Source organism: Rufibacter glacialis, from assembly GCF_008271745.1.
In the GTDB taxonomy this organism is placed as follows: Bacteria; Bacteroidota; Bacteroidia; order Cytophagales; family Hymenobacteraceae; genus Nibribacter; species Nibribacter glacialis.
The window spans coordinates 144,633-160,052 of record NZ_VKKZ01000001.1 but is presented as its reverse complement, the minus strand read 5'-3'; the positions used below and the strand labels follow the sequence as shown (position 1 = coordinate 160,052).

Below are 15,420 nucleotides of genomic sequence, written 5' to 3'. Positions count from 1 at the left end.
GGCAGACCTTTCACCTTGGGGCTCTGGCAAGCAATACTAGGGTTCCGGGGTTATTTTTTTCCTGTTTTTTGGAAAAGGGAGGCAAAACGTACCTCCTCAGGTACAGGGCAAAGACCAGCTTCTCCCCTATGATTTTTATCTGGAATCTTTTTAGTAATATTACTAGCCTGTTCTAATAGAAAAGGGCGTAGGAAAGACAGCATATTCCAGATAAAATCATACAAGACGAAATGAAAAAAGTACTTCTCCTTTTGGTAGTGGTGGCCCTTTGCGCCGGCGGTTATTGGTTCTATAACCGGGCTAAGACGGGCCCAGAGGCCTCATTGGTAGAGATCAGGGCGGCCCTGGAAGCCAAAGACATGGCCCGGTTGGAAAAGTACGTGGACTTCAAACGCACCTCGGCCAGCTTGGTGGAGCAGAGCCAGAACATGGCCATTGACCTGTTGCCCCAAGAATTACAGGGGGCAGCCAACCTGCTCAGGAGAGGCCTGAAAGCCAAAAAGCAGCTTACTTCCTCGGTTCGTAACCAGTTGATCCAAAGCGTAGAGACCGTCTCCGGCCAGAAGGTGCCAGAGGTGGCGGACGTGGTGAAACTGCTGCCCATAGGTAAACTGATCAACCCCAAAATGCTTCCCAACCTGGAGTTTGAAGGCATTGACCACGTTAATCGCCAGGACTCCATTTCCCTAGTAGGGCTGAAGGTGCGCCCTGTTAACAGCAGTGAGTCTATGGTAGTGGAGCTGCGCATGCTGCAGAAGGAAGATTACTGGCAGGTAGTGGGCGTAGAGAACTTCGCGGAGGTGCTGCCCAAGCTGATCTCCATTGGCAAAAAGAACAAAGAGCAGGGCGAAGGGCAATAGCCTAAAGGTCTGCTTCCTTTCAAGGCTGTTTTCTGTAAATCAGGTTAAAAACGTCTCTTTCAGAAAAGGAGTGCTGCTTACTAGCGGCACTCCTTTTTTATTGGCGCCGGTGCAAGGGAGAAGGAGTAGGTAAACCTGAGCTTTCCTGCTTATGAATGCCTTCTAAATTCAAAATAACCCGTCCAAAAACCCCAGTAGGCCCAATTCAGGTTCAGAAAAGCGCTAACCTGAGGCGTTTAGTCGCGTAAATGCAAATACGATCTTGTTTTTTTACAAAGAAAGAGCAGCGATCCATATCAGTCAGTCATTCCCCCTACTGCACACTGGTTTCTCCGGCCAGTAGCCTGGGTATAAGGGCTACTGAGCGCTTCGGCCCTACTCGCCCGGCTATGAGCATAGCCGATCTGCCTGTTATCTCTATCTCACTCCTCAGCCTACAGAAACATAGGAACAAGCCTGATCCCCGCAGGCAGCCTCTTATCACCCAGCAAACCAGCATAGGTTCCTTAAAAGGCTATCCCTCCCCATCAAAAGAAGGTATGATGGCCGGTAGACTAATGGCCAGACGAAAAACAAACTTCATCAAGGAGTATTTAACCCGTAAATCTAAAAGGACATGGAATTCTCAAAATTCACCCCACTCTTATTTATGGCTAGCCTATTGGTTCTGGGGGCCTGTAATTCCGGGGACACCAACAAAACCGCAGGAAACAATGAAACTGGCAACAAGAACGGCAGCGCCCTCACCGTCAATCCCCAGCAGATGAAACGCATTGGCAGCGTAGACGAACGGTACCAATCCTATAATGTGGAGATGGTGGAAGTGGTGGGGGGCGAGTTCTGGAAGCCGTATAAAATGATGGAAAGCTTGCCGACCGAAGCAATCTCCTCCTACGGCGGTTCTGAGAAGAGCCCCCAGATGTACCGGAAGCTGGACCCGATTAATCTGGCCGATAAAAGATTGCGGATCCTGGCCAACGGGCTGGCGCCTGCTTATGTGCGGGTAAGTGGCTCCTGGGCAAACGCAACGTATTTCCAGGACAATGACCAACCTGCCATGGCAAAAGCACCGGAAGGGTTTGTAAACCTGCTGACCCGCAGCCAGTGGAAAGGGGTTATCGACTTTCTCAAGGCAACAGACGGCCAACTGGTTACTTCCTTTGCTGTATCGAATGGGGTGAGGGATAACCAGGGCATTTGGACGCCAAAAGAAGCCCAGAAAATAGTAAACTATACCAAAAGTCTGGGTGGCAAAATTGCCGCCGCCGAGCTTTTCAATGAGCCCAATGTACCGCTGATAGCAGGAGAAATGGATTCTACCTATGGGGCCGGCACCTTTGCCAAAGATGTAGCCGTTTTTAATGCCTGGGCCAGTAAAGAGGTGCCTGACATGTTGGTACTTGGTCCGGGAAATGCCCTGGAGGGTCTTCCGGGCATAGATTTGAAAGAGACCGGTATGAGGATCCTTACCATTGACCAGATGATGACCGCAACGCCTAAACCGGTCTTTGATGTTTTTACCTATCATTATTACGGGGCTATTTCCATGCGCATAACGCGCAGCGGGCCTCTGTCTATAAAACCGGAAAATGCGCTTGATTCGGCCTGGTTCCACAAGATCGATGTCGCGGCCGATTACCACATCGGGAAGCGGGACAAATACCTGCCCGGCAAACCCATCTGGATCACGGAGACTGCCCAGGCCGCAGCAGGCGGCGACCCCTACGCCGCCACCTACCTGGATTGCTTTCGCTATTTATACCAGTTAGGGACTTTGGCGCAAAAGGGGTTGAAGGTGATCATGCACAATACCCTGGTGGCCAGCGAGTACAGCCTGATCGACCAGGACACCCATTTGCCCAAGCCCAATTACTGGGCCGCTTTGCTCTGGAACCGGTTCATGGGCACAGAGGTGTATGATGCAGGCACAGGAGCACCCGGCGTTTATTTGTTTGCCCATAACATGAAAGGGCGCCCGGGGGGCATCACGCTCCTGGTCATCAACACCAACCAAGCAACGGCTCCCATCACCATTCCTTCCAACGCTGAGCAATACACCCTTACCTCCACGGAGTTACAGGGCACCACGGTACAGTTGAACGGGCAAGAACTGAAACTGGGAGCGAATGATGAACTGCCTGGTTTCCAGGGAAAAGGGGTCAAAGCCGGACAGGTGCAACTGCCTGCCACCAGCATCACCTTTCTCACCTTTGCTGAAGCAGGAAATCAAAATTTAAAATAAATTTGCCCTTCCCAGCTGAATTAGGGGCATTTTTGTTAAATCTATAGCAGGTGAACCAAATTATTCCTCTGCTTATCAAGGGGAATTTTTGACTACATGAAAAGCAAAAGCAATGGACAACAGGTCAGGAGAATAAGGCCATGGATCAGACGATCATTGGCAGAATAGGAATAGAATAGCAACGGTAGCGAACTCCAATTTCGGCTTTCCCTACTGTTTGATCTGCAATTCAGGGTTAAGGTATCATGCAGCAGGTTTACAGCTTTATGGATGTTCCTCTAAAATTATCTTTATGAAAAAGTATTATCTTTTTTTTATAGCTCAGCTGCTTATAGCACAGGCTTCATTTGCTCAGAACAATGAAATCAGGAAGAGTGCGATGGATAGCACCAGCTCCAGTAACAACCCAGTCACGCAACAACCTTCAACAAGCCAATTACTGAATTTAAGCGAAAGAATAGATCTGAACTTTCTGTTTCGAAGCTCAGTAGAGTACCCCCGTGGCTCTTCTGACCAGGGGGCGGTTAAAATGAATGAAGCACGGATTGAGTTAACCGGAGACATTATTCAGGACCTAAGTTTCCGCATAAGATACCGGCTGAATAGAAGCTTTGCCCCGAACAGCTTAGATAATGCGCCAAGTGCGGTGGACCACGCGAACATCACATATCGTTTTGGTAACGAGAAGAAGTGGCACCTGACAGCAGGTAAGCAAGCGGCAAATGTGGGCAGCTGGGAGTTTGATACGAATCCCACTTTTGAATACCAGTATACTGATTTTGTGAACAAGCAATTGAACCTGTTCCTACTGGCAATGGAGATAGGTTACCAGGTTACCCCAAACCACTCCTTCCAACTGCAGGTGCACAACACGTACAACCAGGACTTCAATACTGTTTTCAATTCTACTGGTTACGCTAGAAACGGGTTGAGGCCGTCAAAAACACCCCTAGGTTTATATGTTTCCTGGCAGGGGAACCTGTTAGATAAAAAATGGCAGACCTTTTACAGCTATAATATTGCGCAGTTTGCCAAGGGTAAAACAGACCATGGGGTGGCTATCGGGAACAAGTTGGTGCTAGACAGGTTTAACGCCTACCTTGATTTACAGAGCGCCTACATGAGCGTGGACTACCCCAATATCGGGTCACCCGCCGTCAACAACTACCTGGCTCCTTTCCCAATTTTTGCCCCGACTTTTCTACAGGACATCAATTACAAGACGGCGGTGCTTAGGGTAGATTATGAGTTTGTGCCCAAGTGGTTCATCACCGCCAAAGGCTTTTACGAGACGGCGAGTCTCCGCAAAAACAGCGAAATCGGGGACGATTTCAGAGAGAATATAGGTTATTGGGCGGGTCTGGAATTTAAGCCTGTGGGCAGCCAGGATATGAGATTGTTTGCCAATTATTTCTACAACACTTCCCGGTACCATAACGCAGTGGCCAATACCAACCCCAATCAGAAGCTACACTTATTTGCAGTGGGCGTGCTTTATTTTGTCAATGTCTTTTAACTGCACTCGGGTACCCAGAAACCAGGGAAGGCCATCTTTTTCCCTGCCGTTGGTGGGGTGGTCACTCACGAGAGGCCGGGCGATTGGGTCCAGGCTGTGGGCGTTCTGACCGAAGAGGGTTTTGAAGGGCAACGGTTATCTGTTGGGGAGGCGCCTTTGGCAAAGGCGCTGTGTCCTACTCGTTCTATGAAGGCTTTTTTGAAAAGGCATTGCGGCACTACAGGGTAACGTCGCAATGCCTTTTCTGCTTTAGGCTTGGTTTTGGGAAAGGAGTCCCAAAAGGCGGTCTCCGGTCCGCGGGCGGAAGAGGGAGAGGTATAAAAAATCACCTGTTAACGCAAGGCCAAAGCCATGTAATCAGGTAGCGAAACTTCCGCTTCCACTCCATCGCTTTCTAAGCCAAAAGAATTGAAAATGACCAGTCCGCTGCCGTAGGTCAAATTGGCTAATCAGAGTCCTGGTCGGTTTTTCTGCTGCCTGGGGTGGGCAGGTTCCAGTGGAAATAAAGGGCTAATATCCGCAAGGTAAAACATAAGAGTAACGCCGTTACCGCTGCCCAATTAGCGGTTACCCAAGGCAGTTGATTGCCCACCACTACCACTACCGCCCCCAGAAGAGCCGCTGAGGCATAAATCTCTTTCTCCATAATGACGGGCACCCGGTTCAGTAAAACATCACGGATCACCCCGCCCCCTACCGCCGTGGTAATCCCCAGCATAACAGCTACCTGTCCATTATGGCCAAAGTGCAGCGCTTTTTCTGCGCCGGTCACAGCAAACAAGGCTAAGCCTACCGAGTCAAAAAATAACACAGGACGTTTGAGCCGCTGCACCAGGGGAAAGAAATGGACCGTTAGCGCTGAAGCGAAGAGCGAGGCCGCCAGATATTGCCAGTTCGTTAACCCGGCGGGAGGAATGGCCCCAATGCACAGGTCCCGGATAATCCCTCCGCCACAGGCGACGGTAAAGGCAAGGGCGCAAATCCCGAACAAATCCAGGTTGCGTTTCCGGGCAGCCGTTGCTCCACTGATGGCGAAGGCAAACGTACCTGCCAGGTCCAGCACATAATACAGGAAATGTAGTCTCTCCATTTTACATCAGCTAAGGCACCCTACTTGAACCAGACAGCGGCGGCGGTTAGCATGGGCGGCAGGCCGGTTTTCAAGGTTGGGTGGAATACCAGTGCAAAGTTAGGGGAATGGTTACTGGGAATGGTTTTCAGCTGGTTATTCTTTTTCGCTTCCTGGAACAGGGCTGGGTCAGTACCGCCCCCAAACCAGAAGACACGTTCCAGCTTCGGCCTAAAAGGCTGAAATCCTCGCTGCCAGACGCGGGTTTGGTTTCATAAGCCTTTTCGCCAAACTGGGCGGAAAAGGCTTATGAAACTCTGGCCATCGCGTGGACATCATTCTCCGTGGGCGGGTAACTGGAGAGTTCCGTAAACTCAGGGTCTCTGGGGCATTGGAAGCCGCACATTCCGCGCAGCAGATGCGTTTCACGGCAGAGAGAATCTGATCCCCTACCTCTTCCTTGAACGTGCGGATATTAAGGTTCAGGGTGGCCTCTTCCAAGATGATGTTTTCTTCGGTGCCCGCCTGTAAAGACCCAATCGTGAGCACGGCGTTTTCTATGGGCGCCACCTCCCGCGAGACAATGGTCTGCAGGCGCAAAGTAGTGGTCACCGCCATGGTGACGGGGCCAATCATCTTGGCCGATTTCTCCATAGACAACTCCGGGTGCTGGTAAAGGTCTTTGTAGATGTCTTCCAGTTCAGGAAGCAGCTGGTCCAGAAAGCCGTCCATGGCAACCGTAAAGGATTTAGTCTGATGAATTTCCATCACCTAAAAGTTAGTAAACCAATGGGCCAAGAGGCCAGCCCCGTTTCTGTATGTACGAGCTGCCTGGAAATAAGAGGGCTTCATAAAGAATTGGAAGAGAGTTGACTATGTTCTATTCAGGGTCTGGAAATAGCCCTACTGCTTAAGGGTTCCTCCTTCGCCTTCTATCAGCCAGGCTTCGGCATCTACCACCGCGTTATGGGTAGAGGCTCCAAGAACAGGGGTTACTTTAAATGCCTTTACCGGCCCGTTCATGCGTAACATGCGGGAACGCATGATTTCCCGATTTACTTGCTCGCTGACTCCCGTGAGGTAGAGTTTGCCCTTGGCGCCTTTCAATTGAGCGGCATAGTTGGCCAGAACAGAAACCAGGGTGGAGCCTAGGCTGGTACGGCCGCGCAGGCGCAGAATCACCACGGGGTTCTGGATATCTGCTCCTGGTTTGGGTAACAGATGCTCTAAGGTTCTGGCCCCGGCGTAGAACAAGTTGCCGTACACATTCAGGACCGTTACCTGGTTTCCTTTCAGGGTTTTAGGGGGGCTGTGTTCCTCTATATGCCCATCAGGGCGCTTTCTAAGCTCCACCAGGGTAATCTCTGTGGAGGTACGCGTGACAAACAGGAAGGCCGAAAGGAGCACGCCTATTCCTACCGCGGTGGGGATGGGGAGTACCAGGGTAGCGCCAAACGTGACGCCCGCAGCCAGAAAAGAAGGCCATGATTTCCAGCCTGAATTCCAGGTAGAAACGATATCAGAGAGTTTGAGGCTCCGGGTACCGGCCAAAATGAGCATGGCCCCCAAAGAAGGCATGGCGGTATGGGCCACTATGCCAGACAACCCTAACACCATAATAGCCATGGAAAGCCCAGAGAAAATACAGGCCCATCTGGTCTGCGCCCGGGCCAGCACATTGATGGCCGTGGTACCCAATGACCCGCCTACCGGCAAGCCCCGGAAGAACCCGCAGGTGATATTGGCGGCCCCCTGCGCGATGAAGTCTCGGGAAGTGCTGGTTCCGGCCCCGTCTCGGTTGGGCACGCTTTGGCTAACCCCGGCCCCCTGAATGAGAATGACGAGGGCCACCGCCACTGCCCCGGTGATGACCTCAAAACTGATTTCAGAAAAAGAGGGCACGGCAAAGCCGGGAGTGCTGCCACTGATATCGCCTAGGTCCTGCACTATCTTCACCCCTTCCAGCTGGAAGATAAAGACCAGCAGCGAAGGAATGGCAATGGCAATCAGGGCGAAAAATTTCTTAAGAGGAGTCCTCTGCAGGATAATGGCCAGCAACAGGGTGAGTGCCGCCATGGCCACCGTAGGCAGATGCACCTGGTCTAAATGCCTTAATAATTCATACGTTTGGAGAAGGCTGTTCCCTTTGGGAGGCTCATAGCCGGTAGCAGTGGGCAATTGGCTCATGATGAGCAAAACGGAGATGCCAGTCAGGAAACCAATCATCACTGAGAAAGAGACGAACCGCGTCAGGCGCCCCAGGCCCAACAGCCCCAGTACCGCTTGAAAAACGCCAATCAGGGTCACCAGCAGGAAGAATACCTTCTCCCGTTCCCCAGCAGGCAGAGCAGCGATGGTCTGTCCTGCCATGATGGCCGAAGCACTGGTGGCGGTTATCATCATCAACTGGGTACTGGAGAAAAGCCCGCCTACCACGGGGCCCGCAATGCAGGAATACAGCCCGTAAATGGGATTCACACCCGCTAACAGGCCGTTCGCCATGCCATCTGGCAGGCTGCTGACGGCGGTGGTCATGCCGGCAATGCCATCCTGCTGGAGTTTGTTTCGGGGCGGTACCTTCATGGCCACGTTCTGCACTGCATCGCGCAGAACGGAGAGCCCGGGCAGGTGAAACTCATCATCTGGGGTAGTGGCCTTGTCTTCAGCGGTCGGATTTTCCATACTCAAAACCTGATTTAAATTAGGCCCCTGTGGAGGGGCCAATAAGAGCAAAGGACCGGCGCTTCCCCTGCTTTCCCCATCTGGTGATTGGTTTCTTTATTCTGTTTTTCCGCCTTTATTCTGATGTCTCGTCTTTTCCCCAAAACAGGGATGGGCAGAGGGGTTAGGTCCAATTAAGTTTCTGGTCCATTTCAGTCCCTTTCCAGGTGGGGAGGCCTTCCTGCTGTTCACCCAAAAACGGTAGGTGCCGCTGCGCAAAGGTGTGAGGGCTTCTCCTCTCAAGGTCAGCGATGGCTTAGAACGTAAGGAATAAGTTTAACGGAAAAGGGTTTATAACAACGTGGGTGCGGAACGCTTTGAAAGGCTTTTTGCTACTTGGCAGGAAAACTGCCCATTAAGGCAGAATGCCCGCTGGCAGACAGGAGTTTATGGCCTGGTCTGGCGGTTGGTAATTTTCTTCCTAGCTACCAGGCGGCTGGTGCCGGGGCACAATTCAGGGGCCTTTGATGTAGAGCAAATTATTCTGAGCAAGAGACTAGCCCCGGAGAACAGGGGCTTCCTTTTCATATCTATTGCAAATAGGCCTCTGTTAAACCAACCCAGTAGGCTGCCCCAATTGGCAAAATTTCCTGGTTGAAAATATACTCCGGATGATGCACCATAGGGGTATCACCGTTGCCTAACATGCAATAGGTGCCCTGCTTTTTTTGGAGCATGAAGGCGAAGTCCTCGCTGCCCATATAGGGATGCAGTGTCTCTACCACTTTTTCCTCCCCAAAAACATCCCGGGCCACCTTTGCCGCCCAATGCGTATTTTCGGGGGTATTTACCAACACGGCTCCCGGAATACCTTCCTTTATCTCATATTGGCAATTGAATGCCTCTGCTTGTGCCTTGGTAATAGACCGTACCCTATCCAACACTTGTTCCCGCAGGGTAGCATCCATATTTCTGATGCTTAAGCGTAATATGGCATCTTGAGGGACCGCGTTGCCGGCGTTCCCGGAGAGGAAGGCACCCACTGTAACCACTGAATTCTGCCACGGCGACACATTGCGGGAGACAATGGTTTGCAAAGCCATTACCAACGACGCCCCGCATACAATTGGGTCTATCCCCAACTCGGGCATGGAACCGTGGCTTCCTTTTCCGGTTAACGCAATTTCCCAATTATCAACAGCGGCCATCATTTTGCCTTCCCTGAAATAAAGTTTGCCTATTTCTAGCCCCGGCATGTTGTGCATGCCGTAGACAGCGTCCACCGGAAACTTTTCAAACAAGCCATCCTGTATCATGGCCGGGCCACCTTGCATGGTTTCCTCGGCGGGCTGGAAAATGAGCCGGACCGTGCCGTTGAAGTTTTTGGATTGGGATAGGTATTTAGCGGCGCCTAGCAGCATGGTGGTATGGCCATCATGCCCACAAAGGTGCGCTTTGCCCTCCACCTTGCTTTTGTAATCCAGGTTGTTCACTTCCTGGATGGGGAGTGCATCAAAATCGGCCCGAAGGCCAATTGATTTTTTGTTTTCTCCCACGGTCATGGAGGCCACAATACCTGTTTTACCTATACCTTCAGCAACCTCAAAACCAAAGGACTTTACTTTTTCTGCTATATATTCAGCGGTTGCCTTTTCCTCTAATGCCAATTCGGGATTTTGATGCATATGATCCATCCACTGTTTCATTTCCTGTTGGAAAGCCTTAGTGCCCTCCAGAATGGTCGTTTTCATGGCTTTTTATGTAAGAAGTTTGAGTGCCTTTGGCCTGCATTTTTAGGTAGACCGCTGTAATTCCTCCTCCTGTTTTGGTATCGTTTTCATAATGGAAATAATGGCCACTATGACCAGGAAGAGGTTAAAGAGAAGCGCTATCATAGCGGCCTGTCGAATGGCGATATTGTCTTGCCTGCCAGAGAAGCTGATGACTTTATCAAGGATGCTGCTAGGCGTATCAATGGAGCTGAGCCCCACGAAAATCCCGGCGGAAATAGCCACCCCGAATGCTGCGCCCAGAAAAGACGCCATTTTATAAATACCGGAACCGGCCCCTGTCTGCGCCTCTGGCAAGTTGGATAGGGCTGCATCTGTGGAAGGCGTGGCATAAAAGGCCAGGCCCACGCCAAACAAGGTATAGGCGATAACGGCCAGGATCTTGTAGGTGTCCGTCATCACGTTGGTAGGCAAGAGAAGGGAAATGGAAACCCCGACAATGATACAGCCCCAGAGCATTGGTTTTCTTGGGCCAAAACGCTGCAGCAGTTTTTCCCCTATGCGAATAAAAGCCACAATGGAAATGGCGTAACCCAAGGTGAGGAGGCCGGCCGTTTGGGCAGAAAGGCCACCTCCCACCTGGAGCAGCATAAGGGAGACAATCAGCATCCCAGCAACGCCATTCAGCAGGAAGTTGGATATAGTGGCCCCAGTATAGGTGGCGTTTTTGAAGAGTTTGAAATCAATGAACGCTGACTCCTTGCCTTTCTCAATGCGAAAGAAGGCGATACCAGATACAATGACCGTGGCTAATAAAAGGAGGGATACCGCACTTGTCCAACCCAGGTTGCTTCCCTGGGTTACCAATACCTGGAGGGCAATCATCACCACCATAAAGGTGACAATGCCGGCCACATCCCGTTTCTTCTTACCTCCTGACGGCGGCGCCTTACTTTCGGGGGTACCTCGTACCATCCACATTCCAATAAGTGAGACAAGTGCAGAGGCAAAGAAGATATACCGCCATCCTACATTTCCCGCCATTAACCCCCCAAAGAGGGAACAGAAACCAGAGCCGCCCCAGGTGCCCATGGACCAAAAGCTTATGGCGCGTTGGCGGGCCGCTCCTTCCCAATAAGCTTTCAGCATCGCCAGGCTTGCCGGCATAATGCAGGCTCCAGACAAACCTTGCAGGATGCGTCCGGTAATGAGCACAGGCGCCGCCATTGCCCCCGCAGGCGTAATGCCTACAAGCAATGAACCTATGATGCTGAAGACAAACCCTATCTTGATGATTTTCATCCTGCCTAAACTATCAGCCAGTCCGCCCATGACCACGGTGAAAATCCCTGAGAACAAGGCCGTGATGGATACCGCAATACTCATGGTGGCCGTTTCCATCTGAAGGTCTTTGGCCATCACCACATTAATGTTCAAGATTGTCTGGGCAAACAGCCAAAAGGCCAGGACACCCAGGATAATCCCAAACAGCAATTTGTCGGTCCCTTGGTACTGTGCTGCCTTCATTCTAGGCTAATTTAAGTAAGGGGTGCGAGTCACTTGGTAACATCACAAAGCCAGGAAAGCGCGGCGTTGCTGCCTCCTGTCTTTCCTTCCGAGAAGCGTTGGCTGCCCTGCACAGTCTTTAGAAATCAGGAGACCTGTTCCTGAGACTTTGTCTGTTTCAGGCGGTCCGCTGTTTTGCGTTTGTGGCAACCCACTTCCCGTAGGCCTCCATAAAGGTTCGCAGAAACTCTTTGGTAGAGTCATTGGTGAGGTTACCGGCCTCGTCAAATAAAGCGGCGGCGTCGCCTAAGTAAGCTTCCGGCTGCGCCATGGTGGGTACGTTTACAAAAACCAGCGATTGGCGCAGGTGATGGTTGGCGCCAAATCCGCTGATGTTCCCAATGGAAACACTCACCACTGCCCCTGGTTTCCCGTTCCACGAATTCTTGCCATAAGGGCGGGAGCCAATATCAAGCGCGTTCTTCAAGGCGCCGGGTACTGAACGGTTATACTCTGGGGTCAGGAAGAGAAGGCCATCAGCAGCCTGGATTTGCTCCCGGAGGTCCAGCCATTCCTGCGGCGGATTGTCTTCCAGGTCTTCATTGAACATGGGGAGGTCTGCAATTCTGACCAGGTCCAGTGACAAGGAATCAGGGGCAAGGGCCATGAGCACTTTCGCGGTCTTCAGGTTGTAAGATTCTTTGCGAAGGCTTCCTACAAATACGGCAATTCTGTACGTTTCCATGCTTTTGGGTTCTGTTTCGTTTAGGGTGCATTTTTCAATTTCTTGCCCAGGTGGTACCTGTTACACAAAGCCATAACTATTGGACTCGCCGCCGTCAATGGCAATGGTCTGCCCGTTGACATATGACGCGTCTTCACTTAATAGAAAGACCACCACTTTGGCCACTTCCTCGGGTAACCCTAAGCGTTTAGTAGGGTTGGCTTGGGCATATTCCGTTTCTGCTGCCTGCGGATCATCTGGGTTCACCTGCTTGAAGGCTTCGGCCACCATGGGTGTTAGAATGGCGCCTGGGGCAATGGCATTGGTGGTAATGCCGTGCCTGCCAAACTCCAAGGCCGCGTTTTTGGTCATACCCGAAACGGCATGTTTGCTGGCGACATAAGGGGTTTGGTTCATAACGCCTCTGATACCGCCCACTGACGCTACGTTCACAATGCGTCCGTATTCCTGCTTTTGCATGATGGGAAGGATATACCGCATGCCGTAATACACCCCCATCAGGTTAATGCCAATCACTTTCTTGAACACCTCCACATCATACTCTGTCATGGGGGCTTGCTTGCCTTCAATACCGGCGTTATTGTAAAAGCCGTCAATGCGGCCAAAGGCCTTCACCGTTTCCTCCACGTATTTTTTTACTTCCTCCTCTTTTGAGACATCGGCTACCACGGTGGTCACCTTGGTGTCAGGGTAGTCTTTTAAAATGAATTGCTTCGCTTCCTCCAATGCTTTTTCATTGTAGTCAACCAACGCCAATTGGGCACCTTGTTGCGCCGCTTCTATTGCCGTAGCCAACCCCAGCCCCATAGCGGCCCCGGTGATGGCGATCACTTTGTTTTCTAGCTTTTTCATGGTGGTGATACTTTAAGTCACAAATCAGAAACTCCGCATGCCTGCCCCGCCAGTGGCGGACCCGTATCTGTCTTTTTAAGAATGGAGAATGAATCGTCTTTTTGACCTGTTTTGGAAAATTCCCTGCCTTTTCTTGGCCTTTAACCCTGATGCACTGAATAACTTGAGGGGATAGAGTTATTTTAGATAAATGCAAAAAGTACTCACTTAGATCATATTATAAAAACGATGATTCAGAGTACAGGTTGCTCGGCTGCCGTTTTAATGAGGGGCTTTGGGCTGAAAATGAGGCTGCTTAAAGGTGGGTTTTATCAAGTTGAATCTACAGGAGCGCCGCTGGCAAGCCATTCTTGGGCCTCTACTACTGCTATTCGGGTACTTTTCCCAATGATGGGTTCTTTCTTTCTCATATGGATTCCCCTTAAAACCGCGGTGTTGGCCTGGGCACGAAACGAATCATAACTGTTCTCACCTAGCTCGGTGATATAAAACCGGCCTTGCGCCTTTTGGATTCTTTCATAGAAATTCTCAATCACTTCTGTGAGTGTGGCGCCTATGTTGTTGCGGCCTCTCAATTCCAGGATAATAACCGGGTGCTGGGACTGGGGATCCAGTTTTGGCCATTGGTTTTCCAGCATCCGGGCCCCGGCAAAATGCAGGTCGCCATCCACCGCAAAAATATGGACCGCCTTGTTTTCTATCTCCGCGGGCACGTCAATCTCCTCAAAAAGGCCATCCTGCAACAGCTGCCTTCTGTGCAGTTTCACCAATCTTGACGACGTGAAGAAATAAAGGATAAAGGAAAGGAGCACCCCCACCAAGACGGCGTACTGCACCGGTAAAAATAAGGTAATAAAAAAGGTGCAGACCAGGCCAATCCGGGAGGCCCACCCGGCGTTCCATACCTGTTTGTTTTCCTCCATCTTCAGGGAACTGGCCATGGCAAAAATCATCACGGCGGCCAGCACCGGCATGGCCACCTGCCCTACCAGGCCGGGCAGCAGCAAGACCAGTGCCAGCACCAGCACGCCCGCAAAAATTCCCGCCCACCGGCTCCGAGCCTCCGAAACGATGTTCAACGAAGTAGAGCCCAGTGAGCCCCCCACGCCAATTCCGCCAAAGGTGGAAGATGAAAGATTGGCGATGCCCTGGCTGATAAAGTCCTTGGAGGTGTTGGAACGGGAACCATCCGGGTTGGGCACGCTCTGGCTGACCCCGGCCGCCTGGATCAATGTAATCAAAGCCAGAGAAAGAGCTCCGCTGAAAAGGGCCGGCTCCAAGAGGGAAAAGTCGGGCATTTGGAGCGGAGGCAGCCCTGAAGGGATTTCCCCTACGTCGCTCACCACCTCCACGTCCGTCCACTTCATGAAGAATACGAAAAGCGAGGGCAGCGCAATGGCCACGATGGCCGCTTTATTGCCCAGAGGAGTCTTAGGCAGCAGCAACATGAAAACAATGGTTACCAGGCCCGGGACCAGGGCATGCCAGTTGGTCTGATCAATCTGTTGGACCAGGTTCACCGTTTGCAGTACTTTGTTGGAGCCTTCGGCAGGGATGGCAAAAAGGGTAGGCAACTGACTTAAGATGGTGAGGATGGAAATGCCGGCCAAGAAGCCAATCATGACGGAATAGGAAACGAACCGCACCAGGTTGCCCAGCTTCAGGAGCCCCATTAGAATCATGATGCCCCCGGAGAGCAACACCAGCAAAACCAGGGCGTCTGGCCGTTGCGCCTCCGGATAGGTTTGCGTGAGCTGGTACAGCAGAAAAGCGGCCGCGCTGGTGGTGGAAACCACCATCAGCTTGGAGCTGTTGAAAATCCCCCCCACTAAGCAGCCACAAATGGAGGCGAAGAGGCCCATGATAGGGCTTACCCCCGCCAACAGCCCGCACGCCATCCCGTCCGGAATTTCGTTCATAGCGACTGTCAGCCCCGCGTTGGCATCGTCTTTAAGGGAAGAGCCCTTCGGTTTCTTGCCCCGGACAACTTCCACCGTATGCTTCAGTTCCACCTCGCCCGGCAAGGTATCCTCCGCAGGTTTTCCCTTAATCCCTCCGTTGCTGTTTTCTGGATAAGTTTTCATGCGAAAGATAGGGTTTGGTGTACTGTTCTGCTTCCATCCAGGTGAATGCTTGGTAATCCTTTGGGAGAGTAGTAAATTTCTTTGACCGCTAAGCCGTTATTACTGCCTCAGAAGAGCCAGAAACGAGTGTGACCTATAAGCGGTGGCAAGAAGAG

At 51.5% G+C, this 15,420-nt stretch carries 12 protein-coding genes; 3 read left to right on the top strand and 9 right to left on the bottom strand.

From position 1 onward, the window contains the following. Window positions 1-230 precede the first annotated feature (230 nt). The 3 genes from FOE74_RS00670 to FOE74_RS00660 all read left to right on the top strand — a co-directional run bounded on the left by FOE74_RS00670 (window position 231) and on the right by FOE74_RS00660 (window position 4,618). The gene (locus FOE74_RS00670; protein WP_149096683.1) at window positions 231-860 is read left to right on the top strand and encodes a DUF2939 domain-containing protein; all 630 of its coding nucleotides are present in this window, start codon (window positions 231-233) and stop codon (window positions 858-860) included. Between the two features lie 649 nt (window positions 861-1,509). Then, window positions 1,510-3,102 (top strand): hypothetical protein, encoded by a 1,593-nt coding sequence (locus tag FOE74_RS00665; RefSeq protein ID WP_149096682.1) that lies wholly within the window; start codon window positions 1,510-1,512, stop codon window positions 3,100-3,102. Between the two features lie 292 nt (window positions 3,103-3,394). After that, window positions 3,395-4,618: a porin gene (locus FOE74_RS00660; protein ID WP_149096681.1), complete on the top strand. Its 1,224-nt coding sequence runs from the start codon at window positions 3,395-3,397 to the stop codon at window positions 4,616-4,618. Here the strand turns inward: FOE74_RS00660 and FOE74_RS21345 are convergent. From FOE74_RS21345 to FOE74_RS00620, 9 genes are all read right to left on the bottom strand, one after another. Beyond that, window positions 4,577-4,750 (bottom strand): hypothetical protein, encoded by a 174-nt coding sequence (locus FOE74_RS21345; protein ID WP_188687144.1) that lies wholly within the window; start codon window positions 4,748-4,750, stop codon window positions 4,577-4,579. The two genes, FOE74_RS00660 and FOE74_RS21345, sit on opposite strands and share 42 nt — an antisense overlap. Window positions 4,751-5,063: 313 nt before the next feature. Continuing rightward, a complete protein-coding gene (locus FOE74_RS00655) occupies window positions 5,064-5,708 on the bottom strand; it encodes a trimeric intracellular cation channel family protein (RefSeq protein WP_149096680.1) in 645 nt (214 codons plus the stop codon). 210 nt (window positions 5,709-5,918) lie between these two features. Further along, a complete protein-coding gene (locus FOE74_RS00650; RefSeq protein WP_225840583.1) occupies window positions 5,919-6,455 on the bottom strand; it encodes a peptidase dimerization domain-containing protein in 537 nt (178 codons plus the stop codon). A gap of 135 nt (window positions 6,456-6,590) precedes the next feature. Then, window positions 6,591-8,369: a SulP family inorganic anion transporter gene (locus tag FOE74_RS00645; RefSeq protein ID WP_149096679.1), complete on the bottom strand. Its 1,779-nt coding sequence runs from the start codon at window positions 8,367-8,369 to the stop codon at window positions 6,591-6,593. A gap of 569 nt (window positions 8,370-8,938) precedes the next feature. After that, the gene (locus FOE74_RS00640) at window positions 8,939-10,099 is read right to left on the bottom strand and encodes a M20 aminoacylase family protein (RefSeq protein ID WP_149096678.1); all 1,161 of its coding nucleotides are present in this window, start codon (window positions 10,097-10,099) and stop codon (window positions 8,939-8,941) included. Between the two features lie 42 nt (window positions 10,100-10,141). Further along, window positions 10,142-11,605: an MFS transporter gene (locus tag FOE74_RS00635; protein ID WP_149096677.1), complete on the bottom strand. Its 1,464-nt coding sequence runs from the start codon at window positions 11,603-11,605 to the stop codon at window positions 10,142-10,144. 157 nt (window positions 11,606-11,762) lie between these two features. Beyond that, a complete protein-coding gene (locus tag FOE74_RS00630; protein ID WP_149096676.1) occupies window positions 11,763-12,329 on the bottom strand; it encodes an NADPH-dependent FMN reductase in 567 nt (188 codons plus the stop codon). Between the two features lie 60 nt (window positions 12,330-12,389). Continuing rightward, window positions 12,390-13,181 carry an SDR family oxidoreductase gene (locus FOE74_RS00625; protein ID WP_149096675.1) on the bottom strand — a complete coding sequence of 264 codons (792 nt, stop codon included), beginning with the start codon at window positions 13,179-13,181 and terminating at the stop codon, window positions 12,390-12,392. 311 nt (window positions 13,182-13,492) lie between these two features. Continuing rightward, entirely contained in the window at window positions 13,493-15,265 is a 1,773-nt protein-coding gene (locus tag FOE74_RS00620; RefSeq protein WP_149096674.1) for a SulP family inorganic anion transporter, read from the bottom strand. Between the last annotated feature and the right edge of the window lie 155 nt (window positions 15,266-15,420).